We start from the raw sequence: 15,418 nt of genomic DNA, 5'->3' as shown, positions 1-15,418 counted from the left end.
TATTAAGCTCTTTGCCGCGCGAGCCGCGTTTGTGACCGGGTTCGGTCAAAAAATCGATCAGTCGCAATCGTGTCACACGCCGGGTGCTGCGGGCAAATATCAGACAGGCGAGCGAGACGCCGCCAGCAAGCAAACCAGAATCGAAAGGACAACCCAATGAACTTTATGACTTCTCTTCTGATCGCGGCGCTTCCGGTAGCGTCCTTGGCGCAATCACAATCCGGGACCGCATCAGGCGTGCCCAGCGTGGCTATACCTCCACCATCCGAAGTATTGGTTATTGAGACTCCCAGGCAGGGCGTAACTCCCCAACAAATCATAGCTGTGATGCCGTCAGAGGTTCGGACAACTGTGAAGCTCTACCTGGACGGAAAAATCCGTGAGTGGTACTCGCGCGGCAATGGCAAAGGCGTCGTCTTTCTGGTCGACGCGAAGACTGAGGACGAAGCACGCGCCATTATGGAAACCCTGCCGCTTGCGAAGGAACAGTTGATGGATCACGAGTACATTCCCGTCGGACCCTTGATGCCACTCAGGATGTTGATTGGCCCAGGAGCGCAGCAGTGACCCCCTCGCGATAGCGCTACTTAAGGAAGAGAGCCCTCAGAAGGAGACGAACATGATCAAGCCACGGATTGTCGTGATCGGCGCGACGGGAAAGACGGGAAGCGTCGTTGTTATGGAACTGTTGAAGGCCGGCTATCCCGTCCGCGCCTTGGTGCACCGAGAAGATGGCCGCAGCGCGCGACTGAAAGCGCAGGGAGCCGAGATCGCGGTCGGCGACATGAGCGATGCCGAGCGGGTCGCCGACGCGCTGAAGGATGTCCAGCGGGCATATTATTGTCCGCCTATCGATCCTTACATGATTCAGGGCGCGGTAGCCTTTGCGGTCGCCGCCAAGGAAGCCCGGCTGGAACACATTGTCGGCCTCTCCCAATGGCTGGCGAGCCCTTCGCATCCGTCGCTCATGACCCGCCAACACTGGCTCGTCGATAGATTGTTCTCCATGATGCCTGGAGTCGCGCATACGATCGTCAACCCAGGCTTCTTCGCTGATGACTACCTGGTGACGATTGGGGCGTCCGCACATCTCGGCATCTTTCCCTGGATCTTCGGCAATAGCCGCAACGCGCCACCTTCCAACGAAGATATCGCACGAGTCGCCGCCGCGGCGCTGATGGATCCTGCGCGGCACGACGGAAAAAGCTACCGTCCCACTGGACCGGAGCTTCTCGGCGCAGAGGAAATGGCCAAGGCCGTCGGCCGAGCCATTGGGCGATCAGTCAAGGTCGTGCCAACCCCGACCTGGCTGTTCATGAAGGCCGCACGGATGAGCGGCTACCCGATCGATGTCTTCAGTGGCATTCGCTACTACATCGACGATCACAAGCGCGGCGCCTTCGAGCTGGGGGCGCCAACCGCGGACGTGCTCGATTTGACCGGCCGCCGCGCTGAGGACTTCGAGACGATCGCTCGTCGTTACGCGGCGCTGCCTGGCAACCAGCGGATCTTCGGCAATTGGCTGCGCGAGTTCGGGCAGTTCATGCTCGCCCCGTTCAGTCCTGGATTCGATCTGGACCGCTACGACCGCGAACTGCGGCGTCCGTTCCCGTCGGCGCCCCAGTTCGCGACCGACTCGAAGGTGTGGCGGCGGGAGCACGCCATCGCTAACGCCACGCCGCCAGACCGCGACAAGGCTCCAATCACCCCTATTGGCCACGGTCAGCGGCTGGAATTCTGATAAGGAGACACTCTGTATGCCACAACTCTGGTTTTTCGTAAGCATCGCATTCAGCTTGATCGCGTGGGGGATAGTCACCGCTCGATATATCTGGCCGGCACTCCGCCTACGGCAACGGACCGAAGCGTTGCGGCCTTTGCTCATCCTGCACAGCTTCCGCTTCATCGGGTTGGCACTCCTGGTTCCCGGCGTTGTATCACACGATCTGCCGCCCGCCTTCGCGCACTCCACGGCCTATGGGGATTTCATTGCGGCGATACTTGCGTTGTTTTCGCTGCTATTGCTGCCCAGTGCGGCCGGCATTGCCGCCGCATGGATTTTCAGCCTCTGGGGTTCAGCCGATCTTCTCAACACTTTCTACCAGGCCAATCATGCCGGATTATTAGTAGGGCAGTTGGGAGCCACATTTTTCATTCCAACTTTGTTGGTGCCGCTGCTGCTGATTACCCACGGACTCGCTTTCCGAATACTCCTGCAGCATCAATCTGAACCCGCGATGCAAGAAAGCCGGCACTCAGCATAAGCGCCACGGCCATCTCGGGAGTGCAACTCTGCCACCGTGCAATGAGCAGCTCTAATTGAATTGCGGGTCAATGCGACATTGGCGGTCCCGGCGTCCCGTCAGACCATTCGCCGGTCAAAACGAAGAAAGTCGTCACCCGTTGTTCAGGGTCATATGCCGCCATAACCGGCGAGCCAGGCAGGTTAGCTCCCCAGCTTTTCTCAGCATCACCCGAAGCATAAAACATTACATGTGGATGCCAACTCTTGCCATCATCGTTTAGATACTGCTGCTTCGACATCATGTAGACCATCGTCTCAGGCGCAAGCGGCGGCAACTCCTTCTTATCCAGCGCCGACGCGATGGCCGCTGCGATCTCCGCCTTCGATTTTCCTGCCAGCACAAGTTTGCTCTTCATCAGAAAGAAGGGCAGAAAAGTCCTTGCGGCGGGTGGATTGAAGCAATGAGGGGCGCGTACTTTGGGATTCCAGAACTGTGGATCATCGGTCGTGTTAGCCCATGATCGCTCGACAATGCAGACAAAGCCATTCGTGCCTTTCACGGCAGTGGTATAGCCGTCCCGTCGCAGCACCATCACTTCGGCTGCATTGGAAATCGATGCTGGAGCGGCACTCCGAGCCAGCGCGATCTCAGCATTCTCATCCGCAATCAAATACTGATCGAGAGGAGCCATGACCGGATAAGGAGCCTTTTCAACCTGCGTTTGTGCACAGGCCAGCCAAGACGAAAAGATCGGAACAACAAATGCTAAAGCCTTGATCCTGATATTGTTCTTTCGCATTGGATTCTCCGTGAAGAGCAATGGTATCCGATTCGTCCTGACAAACGGCCTTTTCGGACAACTGGTTGCAAACGATACCAAAGTATCGCGCGATACTTGATCCAATTGTTTTGCCTCTCCTCGTCAGGCTTAATCGGCAGCAGGTATGAAATACGAAAGAACCAGAATCAGCGGATGAACACTGTTTATCGGAATTGGAGTCGTCAATGAGCAGCGTACAAATCGAGCAGAAGAGCTATGAGATGCCCCCGCGAGAGGGAATCAGCATCGCGTATTTTCTCACCGTCGCCGACATCGAGCGATCGGCTCGCTACTACGAAAAGGTCTTCGGCGCTCGCATTCTGAGCCTGGGTGACGGCAACGCGCCTGGGTACCTTCAGCTTGCGAATATCTGGATGATTCTGAACGTTGGAGGCGGGCCGACCCCGGATAAGCCGGCGGTAACGCTCAGCGTTCCCGACCCGAATCACATCAACAGTTTTATGAATTTCCGGGTTGCGGATATTCAAGCGTGTTATGAGTTATGGAAGAGTCGAGGAGCGGAGTTCATCACGGAGCCGTTGGAGAAGTACGGCGAGTGGCGCTGCTACATCCGCGATCCTGACGGTTATCTTATCGAGGTCGGACAGAGCACCACCGTCAAATACGGTTAACGCTCGGCCCGGAGGAAGCATTTTCATCGTCACGGCCGGGTTGTCGACAATTAGGAAGTAACCCGGTTTTTGGACAACTTCCGGCTAGCCGGTTAACCACTCAGTATGCGTGAGTGGTCAGATGGGTTTCACGACGAAACCCCACCGGGAAGACTTGCCTGCGAGGGTAGCCCCTCTCGTGAGACAGAGCCGTCAGACTATTGAGGTTACCTCTCCAGCGGTCCTCGCCTCTTACGGCACGCGTTTGAGTGCGGGGTTCTGGCCGTTGTCGAGGTGAAGGACAAGCACCTGTGCCGGGCCGGTCTCGGGCTTGAAGCTGCACTCGTCAGTCGAGGTGGCGGAGTAGAAGTCGTTTGGGCTTTCGGCGAAATACTCCTGCTTTTCCTCGTCATTCTCGCGGATGAAGAGGCGGCCATTCTCGAGCGTGACGGTGAGGACAATATCGGCGCTGAATGCGTATTTGCCAACGAGCCGATTAAGGTGATCGGCCGTCAACGTGACGCGCTTGTGCTCCTTCAGCTTGGGCAGCGGAGGCAGCTTGTCATAGGGCGTGTAGCCGTCCCAGTCGAAGGGAAAGCCGGTCCCGCCCAGCAAAGCCTCGACCAGTGGCTTGAAGATGCCCTCGCCGTTCGAACTGTTAGTCATCACCAGCATGCCGTCGCCGTTCAAGAAGCACAGCGCAAGATTGCGCCAGCCTTCATCATGGCCTTCCTTGAAAAACGCTGGCCCGTAAGGCGACTTGTAAAGTCCCCAGCCGACACCGTAGCTGAGCTGGATGGAATCGTATGCGGTTGTTGTGTCGGTGTTGAGCGAAGGGAACTGCTGCGCGGAGTGAATGCGGATCTGCGGGCTCAGCATCCTCTCTCGCGCTTCGCTGCTGAGCACCTCGCCGCGCATCAGTGCGCTCAGGAACGTAGCATAGTCGCGCGGCGTGGTCTGCATCGAGCCTGCGGCGTTGGGCTTCGTACGGCGCTCGGGGCCGAGCGAACGACCGTACTCGTCGTACCCGTTGGCAAAATCGGATTCGAAGCGTGGCAGCCAGATCATGCTGCTGCGCGACATCTTGAGCGGACCGTAAAGCTCTTCCTGCATCAGTTCGGTAGTAGACTTTCCGGTCACTTTTTCAATGACGAATTGCGCGAGGTTAATGCCCTCGCCGGAGTAGCCGTAGTGCGTGCCGGGATCGTAATGGATATGTAGCTTGTGATCGTCCTCTAGACCGCGGAAGTTGGCGAAGCCGGTAGTGTGGTCGAGCAGGATGCGTAGTGTGAGCTTAGCCGTGCGCGGATCGCCTTTAAGGTCGGTGTAAGGGTCGAAATCGCCAAGGGGCTTGCCGAGATATTCCTCAATCGGCTTATCAAGATTGAGCGTACCGTGTTGGACAAGGCGCATGACGACAGTCGCAAAGGCCGACTTTGTAAGCGAAGCGGCCGTCATCACTGAGTCGGGCATAAGCGGGAGATTCTTTTCAGCGTCGCGCACGCCGTAGGCCTCGAGGTAAACCACCTTGCCATCATGGAAGAGCGCGATGCCGGCGCCCGTGACATGCGCCGCCTGGATCAGTCGGTTCACGGTCGAATCGATCTGCGCGGACGTAATGTTGCGCCCGTCGGGCCGAGTGATAGCTGGTTGCTGCGCACCCGAAGTTGCAATCATCACCAACAAAGCGAGAACTGCTACACACAAAGCTCGATTCAAGCGGAGATCTCCTTGAATGCTGAAACGTTGAAGGTACGGCGTAAGTTTCTGCACACAATATTTTCTGATGAATGAAGGGTACTTGGCTGCAATCCTCACCTGCATTTAGAAACGTTCGGCTCATGTGCCGTTCGGGTATTTGGTGTGTAGTCCGCTATCGGAAGTTTCACCTATTACTACTGCATGGTCCGCCGCTTAAGCCCCCGGTGGGTGTAGAGGTGAACAGAGGAGGCGTTCCATGGAACTTATTCGGAAAATCCCTCCAAAGGCAGCGTTACTAAAAAGGACGAGGCCGCAGCGCATTCCATTCAGGCCAGGAGTTCGCTACTCCAACAAAGGCCGGATACATTCGCGCAGACCAATTCTGTCTTCCTCATCTTTTCGCTAGCAATACGGCGGCGGACCATACATTCCGAATTACTCTATGGTCGGATTATCGGCGATACGGAAGTAATCCGGTAACTTCCGTTTTTGTTGCAAAAGCAAGTGGCTCACCTCTGACCGGTCAAGGCACTGTCGTGAGGGAGAAGCCTGCTGGATCCGCGGCTGGAACCCCGGTTCCTGTCAAGTTGAAGGTTGGCCCGACATTATAGCCATCATGGTTCCTGTTTTCGTCGTCGTCATAGCCCACCAGCTGGGTTGACTGTGTGCCCAGAGCGGTCGGCGTGAATGTAAATTTGAGCTCGGAGATCATAGGCCCACCATAACCTGTTGGCTGGTTCGGGCTGAAGCTTGGGTTGAACGGTATGTCGAATCCATTCTGCGGGGTCAGCAGTTCACCTCCGGATTGGCCCGTGTCTGATCCAACAGCTACGATGGACAGTGGGTAGGTAGCAGTTTCACCCAAAGCAACCTTGCCGAAATTGATGTTGTAACCGGATTGACCGCTGCCGATGGTGATGAGATGGCCGAGTACACTGTCGGCTACTGTCACATTGCCCTCGGTATCGGTAGCGAGACCGAGCGGACTCTGGAATCCAAATGCGAGTGACTTTTCACCCTTCAAACCATCGAGTACAGATACGGTTCCTCGTGTTGCATCGGTGAAAAAGAGCGCTGGCCCGTGGTTGGCAGCTAACGCAACTGGTTGAAGCGCGTTCGAACCAACTCCAGTCACTACCCCAGCGGGAGAGATTTTGATAATGGCGCCCCTGCTTGGATTCAATTCAGTGGAAGCATACCCTGCATAAAGATTGTTTTCGTAGTCCACTGCAAGGCAAAGGGCCGACTTGTCGCCGCCATTGGTCGCCGGTGTGGCGAAAATCGACTCTGAACCATCGGGTGCGACGCGGACAATGTCGTCGCCGTTGGTGATGTACAGATTGCCTGGGCCATCGACCGCAACAGCCAGGGGATTGGTGATGTCGGTGGCGATCTGCGTGACGGTACCGTCAGCGCCGCCACGTAACACGCCTGGAACCCCGATCTGAGTGATGAAGACGTCTCCAATCGCGTCTACCGCAAGTCCGCGCGGGTTCTTGAGGCCATGGATTACCCCGCCACCATAGGTGAAGGTACTGCTGGCGGCATCGAGCACATACTTTCCATCCGGCGAAATCGCTACGGGCTTGAAAGTGCTCGGAGTCTGGTGGCGAATGTCAGGAGCGGGAGTGTAGTAAGCAGTCCATGGAGTAAGACCGGTTCCATACAGCGGTATGGTCAAGGTTTTGTTGTTTTGGTCGGTAAGCTTGAGGGCGCCGGTCAATAATCCGGTATCAGATGGAAACAGTACGAGGTAGACCTGAGGCGGAGTTTGCTCATACATGGGAGAGGCATCGAAGTCTGGAGCGTCAAACTCTCCTGTCGGATAGGAAGCAACATAAGTGACGTTGAGAGGCGCACCAAAATTCAAAACCAATTCGTCGGTTATCGGAATGATGGCCCCGAAGTGCTCGCTTCCGAAGTTTACGGCCCCGAGCTGGATCTGCTCCAGGCCAGTCGCGTCCAGGAAATAGATGCTGCCGTTTGGGTCCTCTGCAATGGTTGTGGTGGGAACCTGGCTGGTATAAATCGTCTGCTCGAAGTCGCTTGGTGTGCCCTCTCCGTTTCTGCCGATGATGATTTGAGCGGTCCCGCCGCTGTTATTCACAATGACTGCGTTGTTGTGAGGATCGACAGCAAAGCTCTGGATGCTTCCACCTGCAATTGCCGGCAGGAAGCCGACGAGCGGCTTCGCGTCATAGGTTCCCCTGCCTGTTTCCGGATAGCTGTAGAGCGTAACGCTGTAAGTACCCGCACTTTGAGCTAATATGTAGAGCCTGCGTGTACCACTCAATGCCGGGCCAAAGGCCAGCGCTTCGCTTCCAGACGCCACCGTTGCCACAGTGGCCGGCGTGCTGCCATTCGGCATCTCGATGAGCGAAGTTCCGCTGAGATAGAAGACATTGTCGGCGGAATCAACAGTAAGCGCGCGCGGAGTCGAAGCTGCAGTCAGAACACTTGTCTTGCGTTTCGCGCCGACTGCTGACTCCAAGATGCGATTGTTGCCGGAGTCGGCGACAAAGACGTTGCCCCGGTAGTCGACGGCAATGCTCGGGCTCTTGAGACCGCTAACGAGCGTACTCCGCGAACCTTCGGTATTCACCTCGACCACTGTACCGTGGGCCACATCGGCGTAGTATTGGTTTCCGCTCGCATCGACGCCTAGGCTGCCGACGTCGGCGGCCATGACCGGCACAGACCCAATCGTTACCGGGCTTGTACCCAGGAAAACTACTTCCGGAGACTGGGCTACGGACAGGCCAGGGAAGAGGGTGGAGGCAAACAACAGGACACTAGCAGGAAGGATTCCATTGCAATTGGGCATGACGATGAACTCTCCAGCAGCTCAGATAACAGTGGTTCTTCAGTCGGGCATTCCCTGCAATATTGTCGCGCCAGCAGAAGTGCAGCCTTTTCTACTTTCACTGTGACACTTCGAAGAGCTCATCGGGCTAAAAGCGCATTACCCGTCAACAAGAGCAGTGTCGATGTGGCCCGAGCGTACCCTGAATGATCCATGTTGTCACGCTCTTTCTTTGCACTCTCGGCTGCAGTCGGCTCCTGGTCACCTTCTCCGCACACGCTTCCGAAACGCCCGGTTCCCTAAGTGCGGTCTCGCCGTTTGAACCGCAAACTACGGGCTAAAAGCGGTGGGAGTACACGGGTCATAGCCTAGCGAGGCGGAGCTGGCAGGCGTTGGGGGTGCAGGCGGCGTCGCCCACGGAATCCGGGAGAAATCGAAGAACTCAAACAGGTTGGACTGTGCGAAGTCTCGCCCGTTGAGATGCGCGGCGCTACCGATGAAGCGGTTCTCGACAAACTTGATGACGGCTGTGTGGTCCATGGGTGTATGTGAAACGTAATGGCGGCGGGTGAACGGCGAAACGATCATATTCGGCACACGGAAGCCGAGTTGCGCGGCAAAGCCGTGGATTGCAGTCGCGTCATCGGGATTGGATCCGGGGTCACTGGTGAAGAGATCACAGTGCAGAGTTGGGGTACCGCCACTGGGCAAGCATGGCTTGTAATTGTCCGGGTTGACGGCAATCTGCGAGATGTCCTGGATGGGTCCGAGGTTGGCATTAGTGTAATCGTTTGAGTGGCCGGGGACAGGAGGCACGTGGTCGTATGGTCCACCGCCCTCGTCGTAGCTGAGGAAGAAGACGGAATTCTTCCATGAGGAACTGGTCATGAAGGCGTTGAGAATTTTTGCCACCTGCGCTTGACCTTGCAGAATGGATTGGCCGGAACCAGGATGTTCATCGTTGTTGCCATATCCGGCTTCAATGAACGCGAAGCTGGGAAGCTTGCCGCTAGAAAGATCAGTGAAGAAAGCCGAGACAGGGGCGATGCGGTTGGGGTCGATGCAGAACGAGTTAGTGGGATCGCCCACGACGCTGGATTTCTGCGTCGCACCTGTGCAGGCGACATGCGTCGGGTTTTCGTACAGATATTGAAACGAATAGGCCAGGCTGGAAAAGTTGGTGGCCGGATAAGCTGCGTTCGCTGAGCTGGTGCAGTCATCCTCATTGAGGCACAAGCCCTGCGTTACCGTGTAATAGATCTTCCACGATACGTTTGCCGTATCAAGTTCCTGAAAGATGTTGGAGATGTTCAACTGCGGCAGGTGATCGTTGTTGCCAGGATCGAAGACAAGGCCCTGTGTTGTGCCACCGGTGAAGGTTGCGATGCGGTTGTCGATGCTCTTACTGGAGACGGGCGAAAACCAGCGGTCGGATATGGCAAACTGCGAGGCCATGTAGTAGTAGTAGTTGAGGAATTCCTGATCGTAATAGCCCATGGCGCGCTTGCCGACGAGATCGGTGAAATTGCCAGAGCACGCTTTGGACGTTGAGCAGCTCTTCGCGTAACCTTCAGCGATATGAACGAAGCCGTCCATCGGAATCGGGCGATTCGCAAGAAAATCCCAGCGGTTCACGTCGCCGTAGCTCTCGAGCCAGGCGGAACTTTCGTCATCGATACAAGTACTCGTGAACTTGAAGAGAGAGAAGACTTCGCCTTCATCGTCTTCATTGGTGAGCTTGCTCAACTTGTCGTCAATACCGTCCACTTCATAGTCTTTTCCGTCGTCGCCTGTATTCCAATGGTTGGCCTTGCGGTAGGGGTTGAGCATGCCGAAGTAGTCATCAAAGGAATGATTCTCTTGCAGCATGAAGATAACGTGGTTGATGGCTTGCAGACTGGTGGCAGGGATTACAGTGACAGCCCTCGCGGCCGTGGCCCGCCCTTTCGATCCGATTGCGGTGGCGGTGTACGTCGTGGTGGACTTGGGGGCAACTGTCGCTTTTCCGCCATTAACTGATAGCGTGTACGTGGAGCCGTCGGTCCCGGTTACAGTCACCTGCGTAGCATTGCTGGCCGCCACGAAGAGTGTAGATGAAGTTCCAAGCGTGATGGTGCTGGGGTTCGCGATGATGTTGACTGTCGGCGGTTCGGGCGCTACGACGGTGAGATCGATGGTGGCAAAGGTTGCGCCGCCGCAGAAGTCCCATTCTTCAACAACAGTGTGTTCAGGGCCGTCGCTCAAACTGATTGTTGTATTGAGCGATGTTCCATTCACTACGTAGATCAGTTTGTTGTTCACGTAGATGCCCATGGACGCCACGCCTTTCGAACAGGTAGACGTCGTAGCGGTCGCAATATAGTGCACAGGCGAGATGACAGCTGTACCGTTGGCCGGAGTACTGACGGTAACCGTTGCAAATACAGGAACAGCTGATATCAAGATCAAGAAGAATGAGCCGCGGAGAGCCTTCATGAGCCAGCCTTTGGTGGTTTATCCCATGTACACGAAACATGGGATTGCGGAAGCCGCCTCAAGGGTTTTCTTATTGATGAAGTTTGAAAGTCCCGGACGAAGCCCTGGATCAGGGAAAGAAGCTATGACAATACATTGCATAGTGACTGCGATGGGAGACCAATAAATTCTGGCAGACTGAACTAAGCTGCTGTAGCGCGCGCGCGAGATGGCCCGGTATTGTGTGCCAGGAGGCCTATCGGTGCGGTGGATTGACAACCTGGCCGATGGGCCAAGACGCAATATGCTCGCAATGCAAGAAACCACTGAGTTCCTACTGACCCACGCGTTGCTTCCAGCCGGGCCGATTCCCACCTGCTTCGACCCTGACGGAATCTATCCGTACGAGAGCTTCTGCGAGACCAGCCGCCGGCCGGAGATTCGCCGGTATCGCATGATCACGATGGAGAATGAGCGGATTCGCGTGAGGATCTGCCCCGACCTTGGCGGGCGCGTGTGTTCACTTTTTCTGAAGGATGGCGCAGCGGAGGTTCTTTTCTTTCCGCAGGTAGTGCGGCCGGTGCGCATTTTACCCCGGCAGTCGTTTACCGGCGGAGGTATCGAGTTGAGCTTTCCCATCTCGCATACTCCTGTAGAAACCGCTCCTGTGCTTTATGAGATAGCAAAGACGGAAGATCGCGTCTATGTGTGCTGCGGAGAACGCGAGATCAAATTCGGAATGCACTGGACAGTGGAGTACTCGCTGGGAGAGGGCGACGACTTTCTGACGCAGCGAACGGTTTTCTTCAATCCCGGCGCGAAAGGGCAACCATGGATGTCGTGGTCGAACGCGGCTGTACCTGCCCGGCCTGACACGGTGTTTGATTTCCCAGGAGGGCCGGTGCTGGTTCACGATGCGGAAATTCGTACGATTGATTGGGAAACGCAGGGGCCGCGAAGCCAGGCGGATGTGCGCCGAATGACCGGCTATTTCTGGCAGAAGCCGGACTGCAGCGCGTTTGGAGCCTTCACTCCGAGCCTGGGAGTAGGGCTCTACCACATGGCGGATCCGCTGCAGGTGCCGGGAATAAAGCTTTGGAGCGACGGGATCGGACGCGATGAAGGGTGGGTGAGCCAGTACACACTGGACGAGGCGCAATGTCTGGAGATCCAGGCCGGCCCGCTCGTGGATCAGTCAGTCAAGGCAACGCTCCAGCCGGGGCAGCTGCATGAGCAGGTGGAGTTCTGGATCCCCTCTCTGCACCGGCGGGACATTCACACCGTTGCTCTGCCGGCGCCGCGGCTCCGGCTTGTGGGGGAGGTACCTGTTTTTGCATGGGCACGGCAGGACGAGATGGATCTCTGGCTGCAGCTTGCGGACGCGCGGAAGGCGGGTGATGCGCTGAGGATTCCGCGGGCTCCTGACCTCGACAGCAACCGGTGGGCGCCGAGCGGACTAGCAGAACTGGGGGATGCACTGGCGTGGGCGGCTTCTCGCTCAGTAGCCAGCAAGAGAGACAGATGGTTGTTTCAGCAGGGCGCGTGGCTGGCGGGGTCCGGTGAACCCGACGCTGCGCTGAAGGTCCTGTCGGAGTGTCACGATGACCGGGGGCGGGCGCTGGCCGGAAGGCTCTGGCTCGTTTACGGCCACGATACCGATGAGGCTGCGAAGGCATTCCGCGCGATCGAGTCGCCGACGATTTCTCTTCATCCACAAGTGATATTCGAGCGGGACAAGGCACTTGCCGCCCTGAGTCCCGCAACGATGGACGAACGCAAACGTTGGCTCGATGCTGTGTCGGCATTGGAGGATGAGTGGTTGGCTGAACGACGGGCCAGCCTGTTACTGGACTGCGGCGATGCGCAGGGTGCGCACGACGTGCTCACCGGAACGCGGTTTCAACGGGTACATCAACGATATGAGCGAACCCGCCTGTGGCGGCGAGTGGAATCGATGCTCGGTCTCCATCCAGTGACCTATCCTTCGTGGCTGGGAGAAGATGACCTGGCGGAGTTCGGAGCTTACCGGGAGCATTCTGAGAGGCTTTAAGCTCCGGCGAGGCTTTACCCTGAAGCATATGATCGATTCAACTGAGTGAACCTTTGGAGATGTAGTTGTGCCAGATCTTCGGCGTGCGGGTTTCCTATGCTTCTGCGTGTTCCTTCTGATCATCCTGGGCTGGCCGTGGCTGGCCGCAGCGCAGGAGCCGGAATCTCTCTCGATGATGCCGCTGCCGTCACAATCGACGCAAGCTCCAGGGGAATTTCTGATCAACGGATCACTCGGCATCGAGTTGACGGGCTACGCCGAGCCTCGGCTGGAACGCGCGCGGCAGCGATTTCTCGATGTGCTTTCGCGCGAAACGGGAATCCCGTTGTGGCGCGAGGCGGTGGTCAACAAACCGAATTTCACGGTTCATACGGAGGGCCCAAGCCTGGCCGTCCAGCGGCTCGGAGAGGATGAGTCATACCGGCTGGCGATCTCGACGAGCGGTGTTCAATTGAGTGCAGCCAATCCGCTGGGCGTGTTGCACGGGCTGCAGACGTTCCTGCTGCTGGTACGAGTGACTCCGAAAGGATTCGGCGTTCCCGCGATCACTATCGAAGACAAGCCCCGCTTCCCATGGCGCGGACTCCTGATTGATTCGGGGCATCGGTTTGTTCGCCTTCCAGTGATCAAGCGGAATCTCGATGCGATGGAGGCCGTCAAGCTGAACGTCTTTCATTGGCGTTTTTCGGATGATGCAGGATTCCACATCGAGAGCAAGCGATTTCCGCTTCTGCAGGAGAAGGCATCCGGAGGCTTCTACTACACGCAAGAAGAAGTGAAAGAGATCATTGCCTACGCACGGGATCGCGGCATTCGGGTGGTACCAGAGTTCGACATGCCGTGCCACACCGCGTCCTGGTTCCACGCCTACCCTGAGCTCGGCAGTGGTCACATCCCGGGCGAGAGCTCGGCGATGGATCCGACTAGGGAGAGCACATACGAGTTTCTCAACGGCTTCATTGAAGAGATGGCCGATCTGTTTCCGGATGCGTACTTCCACACCGGAGGAGACGAATGCGACTTCCATGAATGGGAGTCGAACCCGCGCATTCAGGAGTATATGCGCGTCCACGTCATCAAGGATGGTGCGGCCCTGCAGGCAGAGTTCACCGCCAAAATCCAGACGATTGTCGCCCAGAACAAGAAGATCATGATGGGCTGGGACGAAGTGCTGCTGCCGGGTACGCCCAAGGAGGTGGTAATTCAGTCGTGGCGGGGCCCGAAGTCCCTTGCCGATGCGGCGCGCAACGGGAATCGCGGAATACTCTCATCGGGGTACTACATTGATCTAAACTGGTCGGCTGCCGAGCACTATGCAGTCGATCCCCTGGGAGATCCGAGCGCTGCGAGCCTTACATCGGAAGAGAAGGCGCGGGTGCTTGGCGGCGAAGCAACCATGTGGACCGACATTGTTTCCGATGAGAACCTTGATAACCGAGTATGGCCCCGTACGGCGGCTATCGCTGAGCGGCTCTGGTCTGCTGCGGATGTGCGGGATGTTGACTCGATGTATCGCCGGCTTGGCGTTGTTTCGCAAAAGCTCGGGTACTACGGAGTGCGACACCGGCTGATCACGGAAGAGATGCTGGAACGGATGAGCGGTGATCCCAATCCAGTAGCCCTCCGGGTGCTGGCGGACGTGGTGCAGCCGCCCAAGGGATACGAGCGCCAACAACTGCGCAATTTCGGCGACTTTACTCCGATGAATCGACTGGATGACGCAGTGCCTCCGGAGAGCGAGACTGCACGCGTGTTCGACGACATCGCCCGACGGATCGCAGCGGGAAAAGCTACGCCTGAAGACTGGCAGCAGGCTCAAACGTGGCTCACTCTCTGGCGCGATAACGATGCCAGGCTGCAACCGCTGCTGGCGCGATCGTTCCTGACGCAAGACCTAGTGTCGGTTTCGCGCAACCTGTCCGAGGTGGCAACCATTGGTCTCCAGGCTCTGGATGATCTGAAGCATGATCGGCTGGTCAGTGCAGACGTACGGAGTCAGAACATTGACTTTCTGAACGCCGCAGCAAAGCCACAGGCAGTCGTTCTACTAATGATTGCGCCTTCTGTAGAGACGCTCGTAAAAGCTACACGAAGCAACTAGGCTAAGGCGTCCTTCTTCGGTCCGCAGGCGGTTCAGACAGCAACGCATTGAGTTGGTCTTTTGGAGGGAAGCACGTAGACTGACTTCGCGCTGACAGGAGATCCAAGGTGCAGAGATCTGGCGGAAGCAGTTTCATCAATGCTCTGGGCCGCATTAGCCTTTGGTTCAGCTCCTTGCTGGTTGCTGTTCTCCTCTTCAGCCTGCTTTCTAGCCTGATCTTCGGCGGAGCAGGATCGATCTTTCGAATCTTTCGCTTTACCATGACGTTCGCATTGCCGGTCGCGTGCCTGTATCTGCCGGTTCTGATCGTCCTCAGAAACACGGAGGAGCAACGAATGCCGACCATCCTTCTAGGTGGAATTCTGATTGGTCCTGCATCAATGCCCTTTGGTGTCTTGTTCTTCAGTGGAGGGGCGGCGACATACACACGATTTGGCTTGGCGATCTCACGGGTGCGGCTTTGTCGCAAATGCTTTTCGCAGTGGTTGTCGGATCCCTAACGACCCTCTTCTATCTTTTTGGGCTGAAGGCTACTCATCGCGGATGGGCTCGTCGACAGCATTCTGGATGAGTTGTCGGCGATACGGAAGTTTGGCGGATCGAGAACGAGAGGCACGGTTTCGGGCCATGAA

General features: G+C 56.9%; 11 protein-coding genes. 7 read left to right on the top strand and 4 right to left on the bottom strand.

All coding sequences use genetic code 11. The features are described from left to right. Positions 1-156: 156 nt before the first annotated feature. The 3 genes from H7849_RS11430 to H7849_RS11420 are packed head-to-tail and all read left to right on the top strand — an operon-like array spanning position 157 to position 2,264. Complete coding sequence (locus H7849_RS11430; RefSeq protein WP_186746623.1) at positions 157-567, top strand: hypothetical protein; 411 nt, start codon at positions 157-159, stop codon at positions 565-567. A gap of 52 nt (positions 568-619) precedes the next feature. Then, the gene (locus H7849_RS11425; protein WP_186746621.1) at positions 620-1,741 is read left to right on the top strand and encodes an NmrA family NAD(P)-binding protein; all 1,122 of its coding nucleotides are present in this window, start codon (positions 620-622) and stop codon (positions 1,739-1,741) included. A gap of 16 nt (positions 1,742-1,757) precedes the next feature. Beyond that, positions 1,758-2,264: a DUF8737 domain-containing protein gene (locus H7849_RS11420; protein ID WP_186746620.1), complete on the top strand. Its 507-nt coding sequence runs from the start codon at positions 1,758-1,760 to the stop codon at positions 2,262-2,264. Between the two features lie 67 nt (positions 2,265-2,331). Here H7849_RS11420 and H7849_RS11415 read toward each other — a convergent pair whose 3' ends face one another. Further along, on the bottom strand, positions 2,332-3,045 hold the full coding sequence (locus H7849_RS11415) for a hypothetical protein (RefSeq protein WP_186746618.1): 714 nt from the start codon (positions 3,043-3,045) through the stop codon (positions 2,332-2,334). Between the two features lie 206 nt (positions 3,046-3,251). Between H7849_RS11415 and H7849_RS11410 the strand changes: the two genes are divergently transcribed. Beyond that, positions 3,252-3,698, top strand: a complete 447-nt coding sequence (locus H7849_RS11410) for a VOC family protein (protein WP_186746616.1) — start codon at positions 3,252-3,254, stop codon at positions 3,696-3,698. A gap of 231 nt (positions 3,699-3,929) precedes the next feature. Here H7849_RS11410 and H7849_RS11405 read toward each other — a convergent pair whose 3' ends face one another. The 3 genes from H7849_RS11405 to H7849_RS11395 all read right to left on the bottom strand — a co-directional run bounded on the left by H7849_RS11405 (position 3,930) and on the right by H7849_RS11395 (position 10,656). Then, positions 3,930-5,396 (bottom strand): serine hydrolase, encoded by a 1,467-nt coding sequence (locus H7849_RS11405; RefSeq protein WP_251106753.1) that lies wholly within the window; start codon positions 5,394-5,396, stop codon positions 3,930-3,932. Positions 5,397-5,901: 505 nt separating this feature from the next. Continuing rightward, positions 5,902-8,202 (bottom strand): NHL repeat-containing protein, encoded by a 2,301-nt coding sequence (locus H7849_RS11400; RefSeq protein WP_186746614.1) that lies wholly within the window; start codon positions 8,200-8,202, stop codon positions 5,902-5,904. A gap of 309 nt (positions 8,203-8,511) precedes the next feature. After that, positions 8,512-10,656 (bottom strand): alkaline phosphatase family protein, encoded by a 2,145-nt coding sequence (locus tag H7849_RS11395; protein ID WP_186746612.1) that lies wholly within the window; start codon positions 10,654-10,656, stop codon positions 8,512-8,514. Between the two features lie 241 nt (positions 10,657-10,897). On the opposite strand from H7849_RS11395, the gene H7849_RS11390 reads away from it, so the two are divergent. From H7849_RS11390 to H7849_RS11380, 3 genes are all read left to right on the top strand, one after another. After that, a complete protein-coding gene (locus tag H7849_RS11390; RefSeq protein WP_186746610.1) occupies positions 10,898-12,685 on the top strand; it encodes a DUF5107 domain-containing protein in 1,788 nt (595 codons plus the stop codon). A gap of 67 nt (positions 12,686-12,752) precedes the next feature. Continuing rightward, a complete protein-coding gene (locus H7849_RS11385; RefSeq protein ID WP_251106752.1) occupies positions 12,753-14,786 on the top strand; it encodes a family 20 glycosylhydrolase in 2,034 nt (677 codons plus the stop codon). A 107-nt stretch (positions 14,787-14,893) separates the two neighbouring features. Continuing rightward, positions 14,894-15,286, top strand: a complete 393-nt coding sequence (locus H7849_RS11380) for a hypothetical protein (protein WP_186746608.1) — start codon at positions 14,894-14,896, stop codon at positions 15,284-15,286. The last annotated feature ends 132 nt before the right edge of the window (positions 15,287-15,418 follow it).

It is taken from the genome of Alloacidobacterium dinghuense (genome assembly GCF_014274465.1).
GTDB lineage: Bacteria > Acidobacteriota > Terriglobia > Terriglobales > Acidobacteriaceae > Alloacidobacterium > Alloacidobacterium dinghuense.
This window is presented reverse-complemented; position numbering and strand designations above follow the sequence as displayed.

Coding starts and splice junctions, on each gene's coding strand:
- H7849_RS11430 (WP_186746623.1), top strand. CDS start 157: ATGAACTTTATGACTTCTCTTCTGATCGCGGCGCTTCCGGTAGCGTCC.
- H7849_RS11425 (WP_186746621.1), top strand. CDS start 620: ATGATCAAGCCACGGATTGTCGTGATCGGCGCGACGGGAAAGACGGGA.
- H7849_RS11420 (WP_186746620.1), top strand. CDS start 1,758: ATGCCACAACTCTGGTTTTTCGTAAGCATCGCATTCAGCTTGATCGCG.
- H7849_RS11415 (WP_186746618.1), bottom strand. CDS start 3,045: ATGCGAAAGAACAATATCAGGATCAAGGCTTTAGCATTTGTTGTTCCG.
- H7849_RS11410 (WP_186746616.1), top strand. CDS start 3,252: ATGAGCAGCGTACAAATCGAGCAGAAGAGCTATGAGATGCCCCCGCGA.
- H7849_RS11400 (WP_186746614.1), bottom strand. CDS start 8,202: ATGCCCAATTGCAATGGAATCCTTCCTGCTAGTGTCCTGTTGTTTGCC.
- H7849_RS11395 (WP_186746612.1), bottom strand. CDS start 10,656: ATGAAGGCTCTCCGCGGCTCATTCTTCTTGATCTTGATATCAGCTGTT.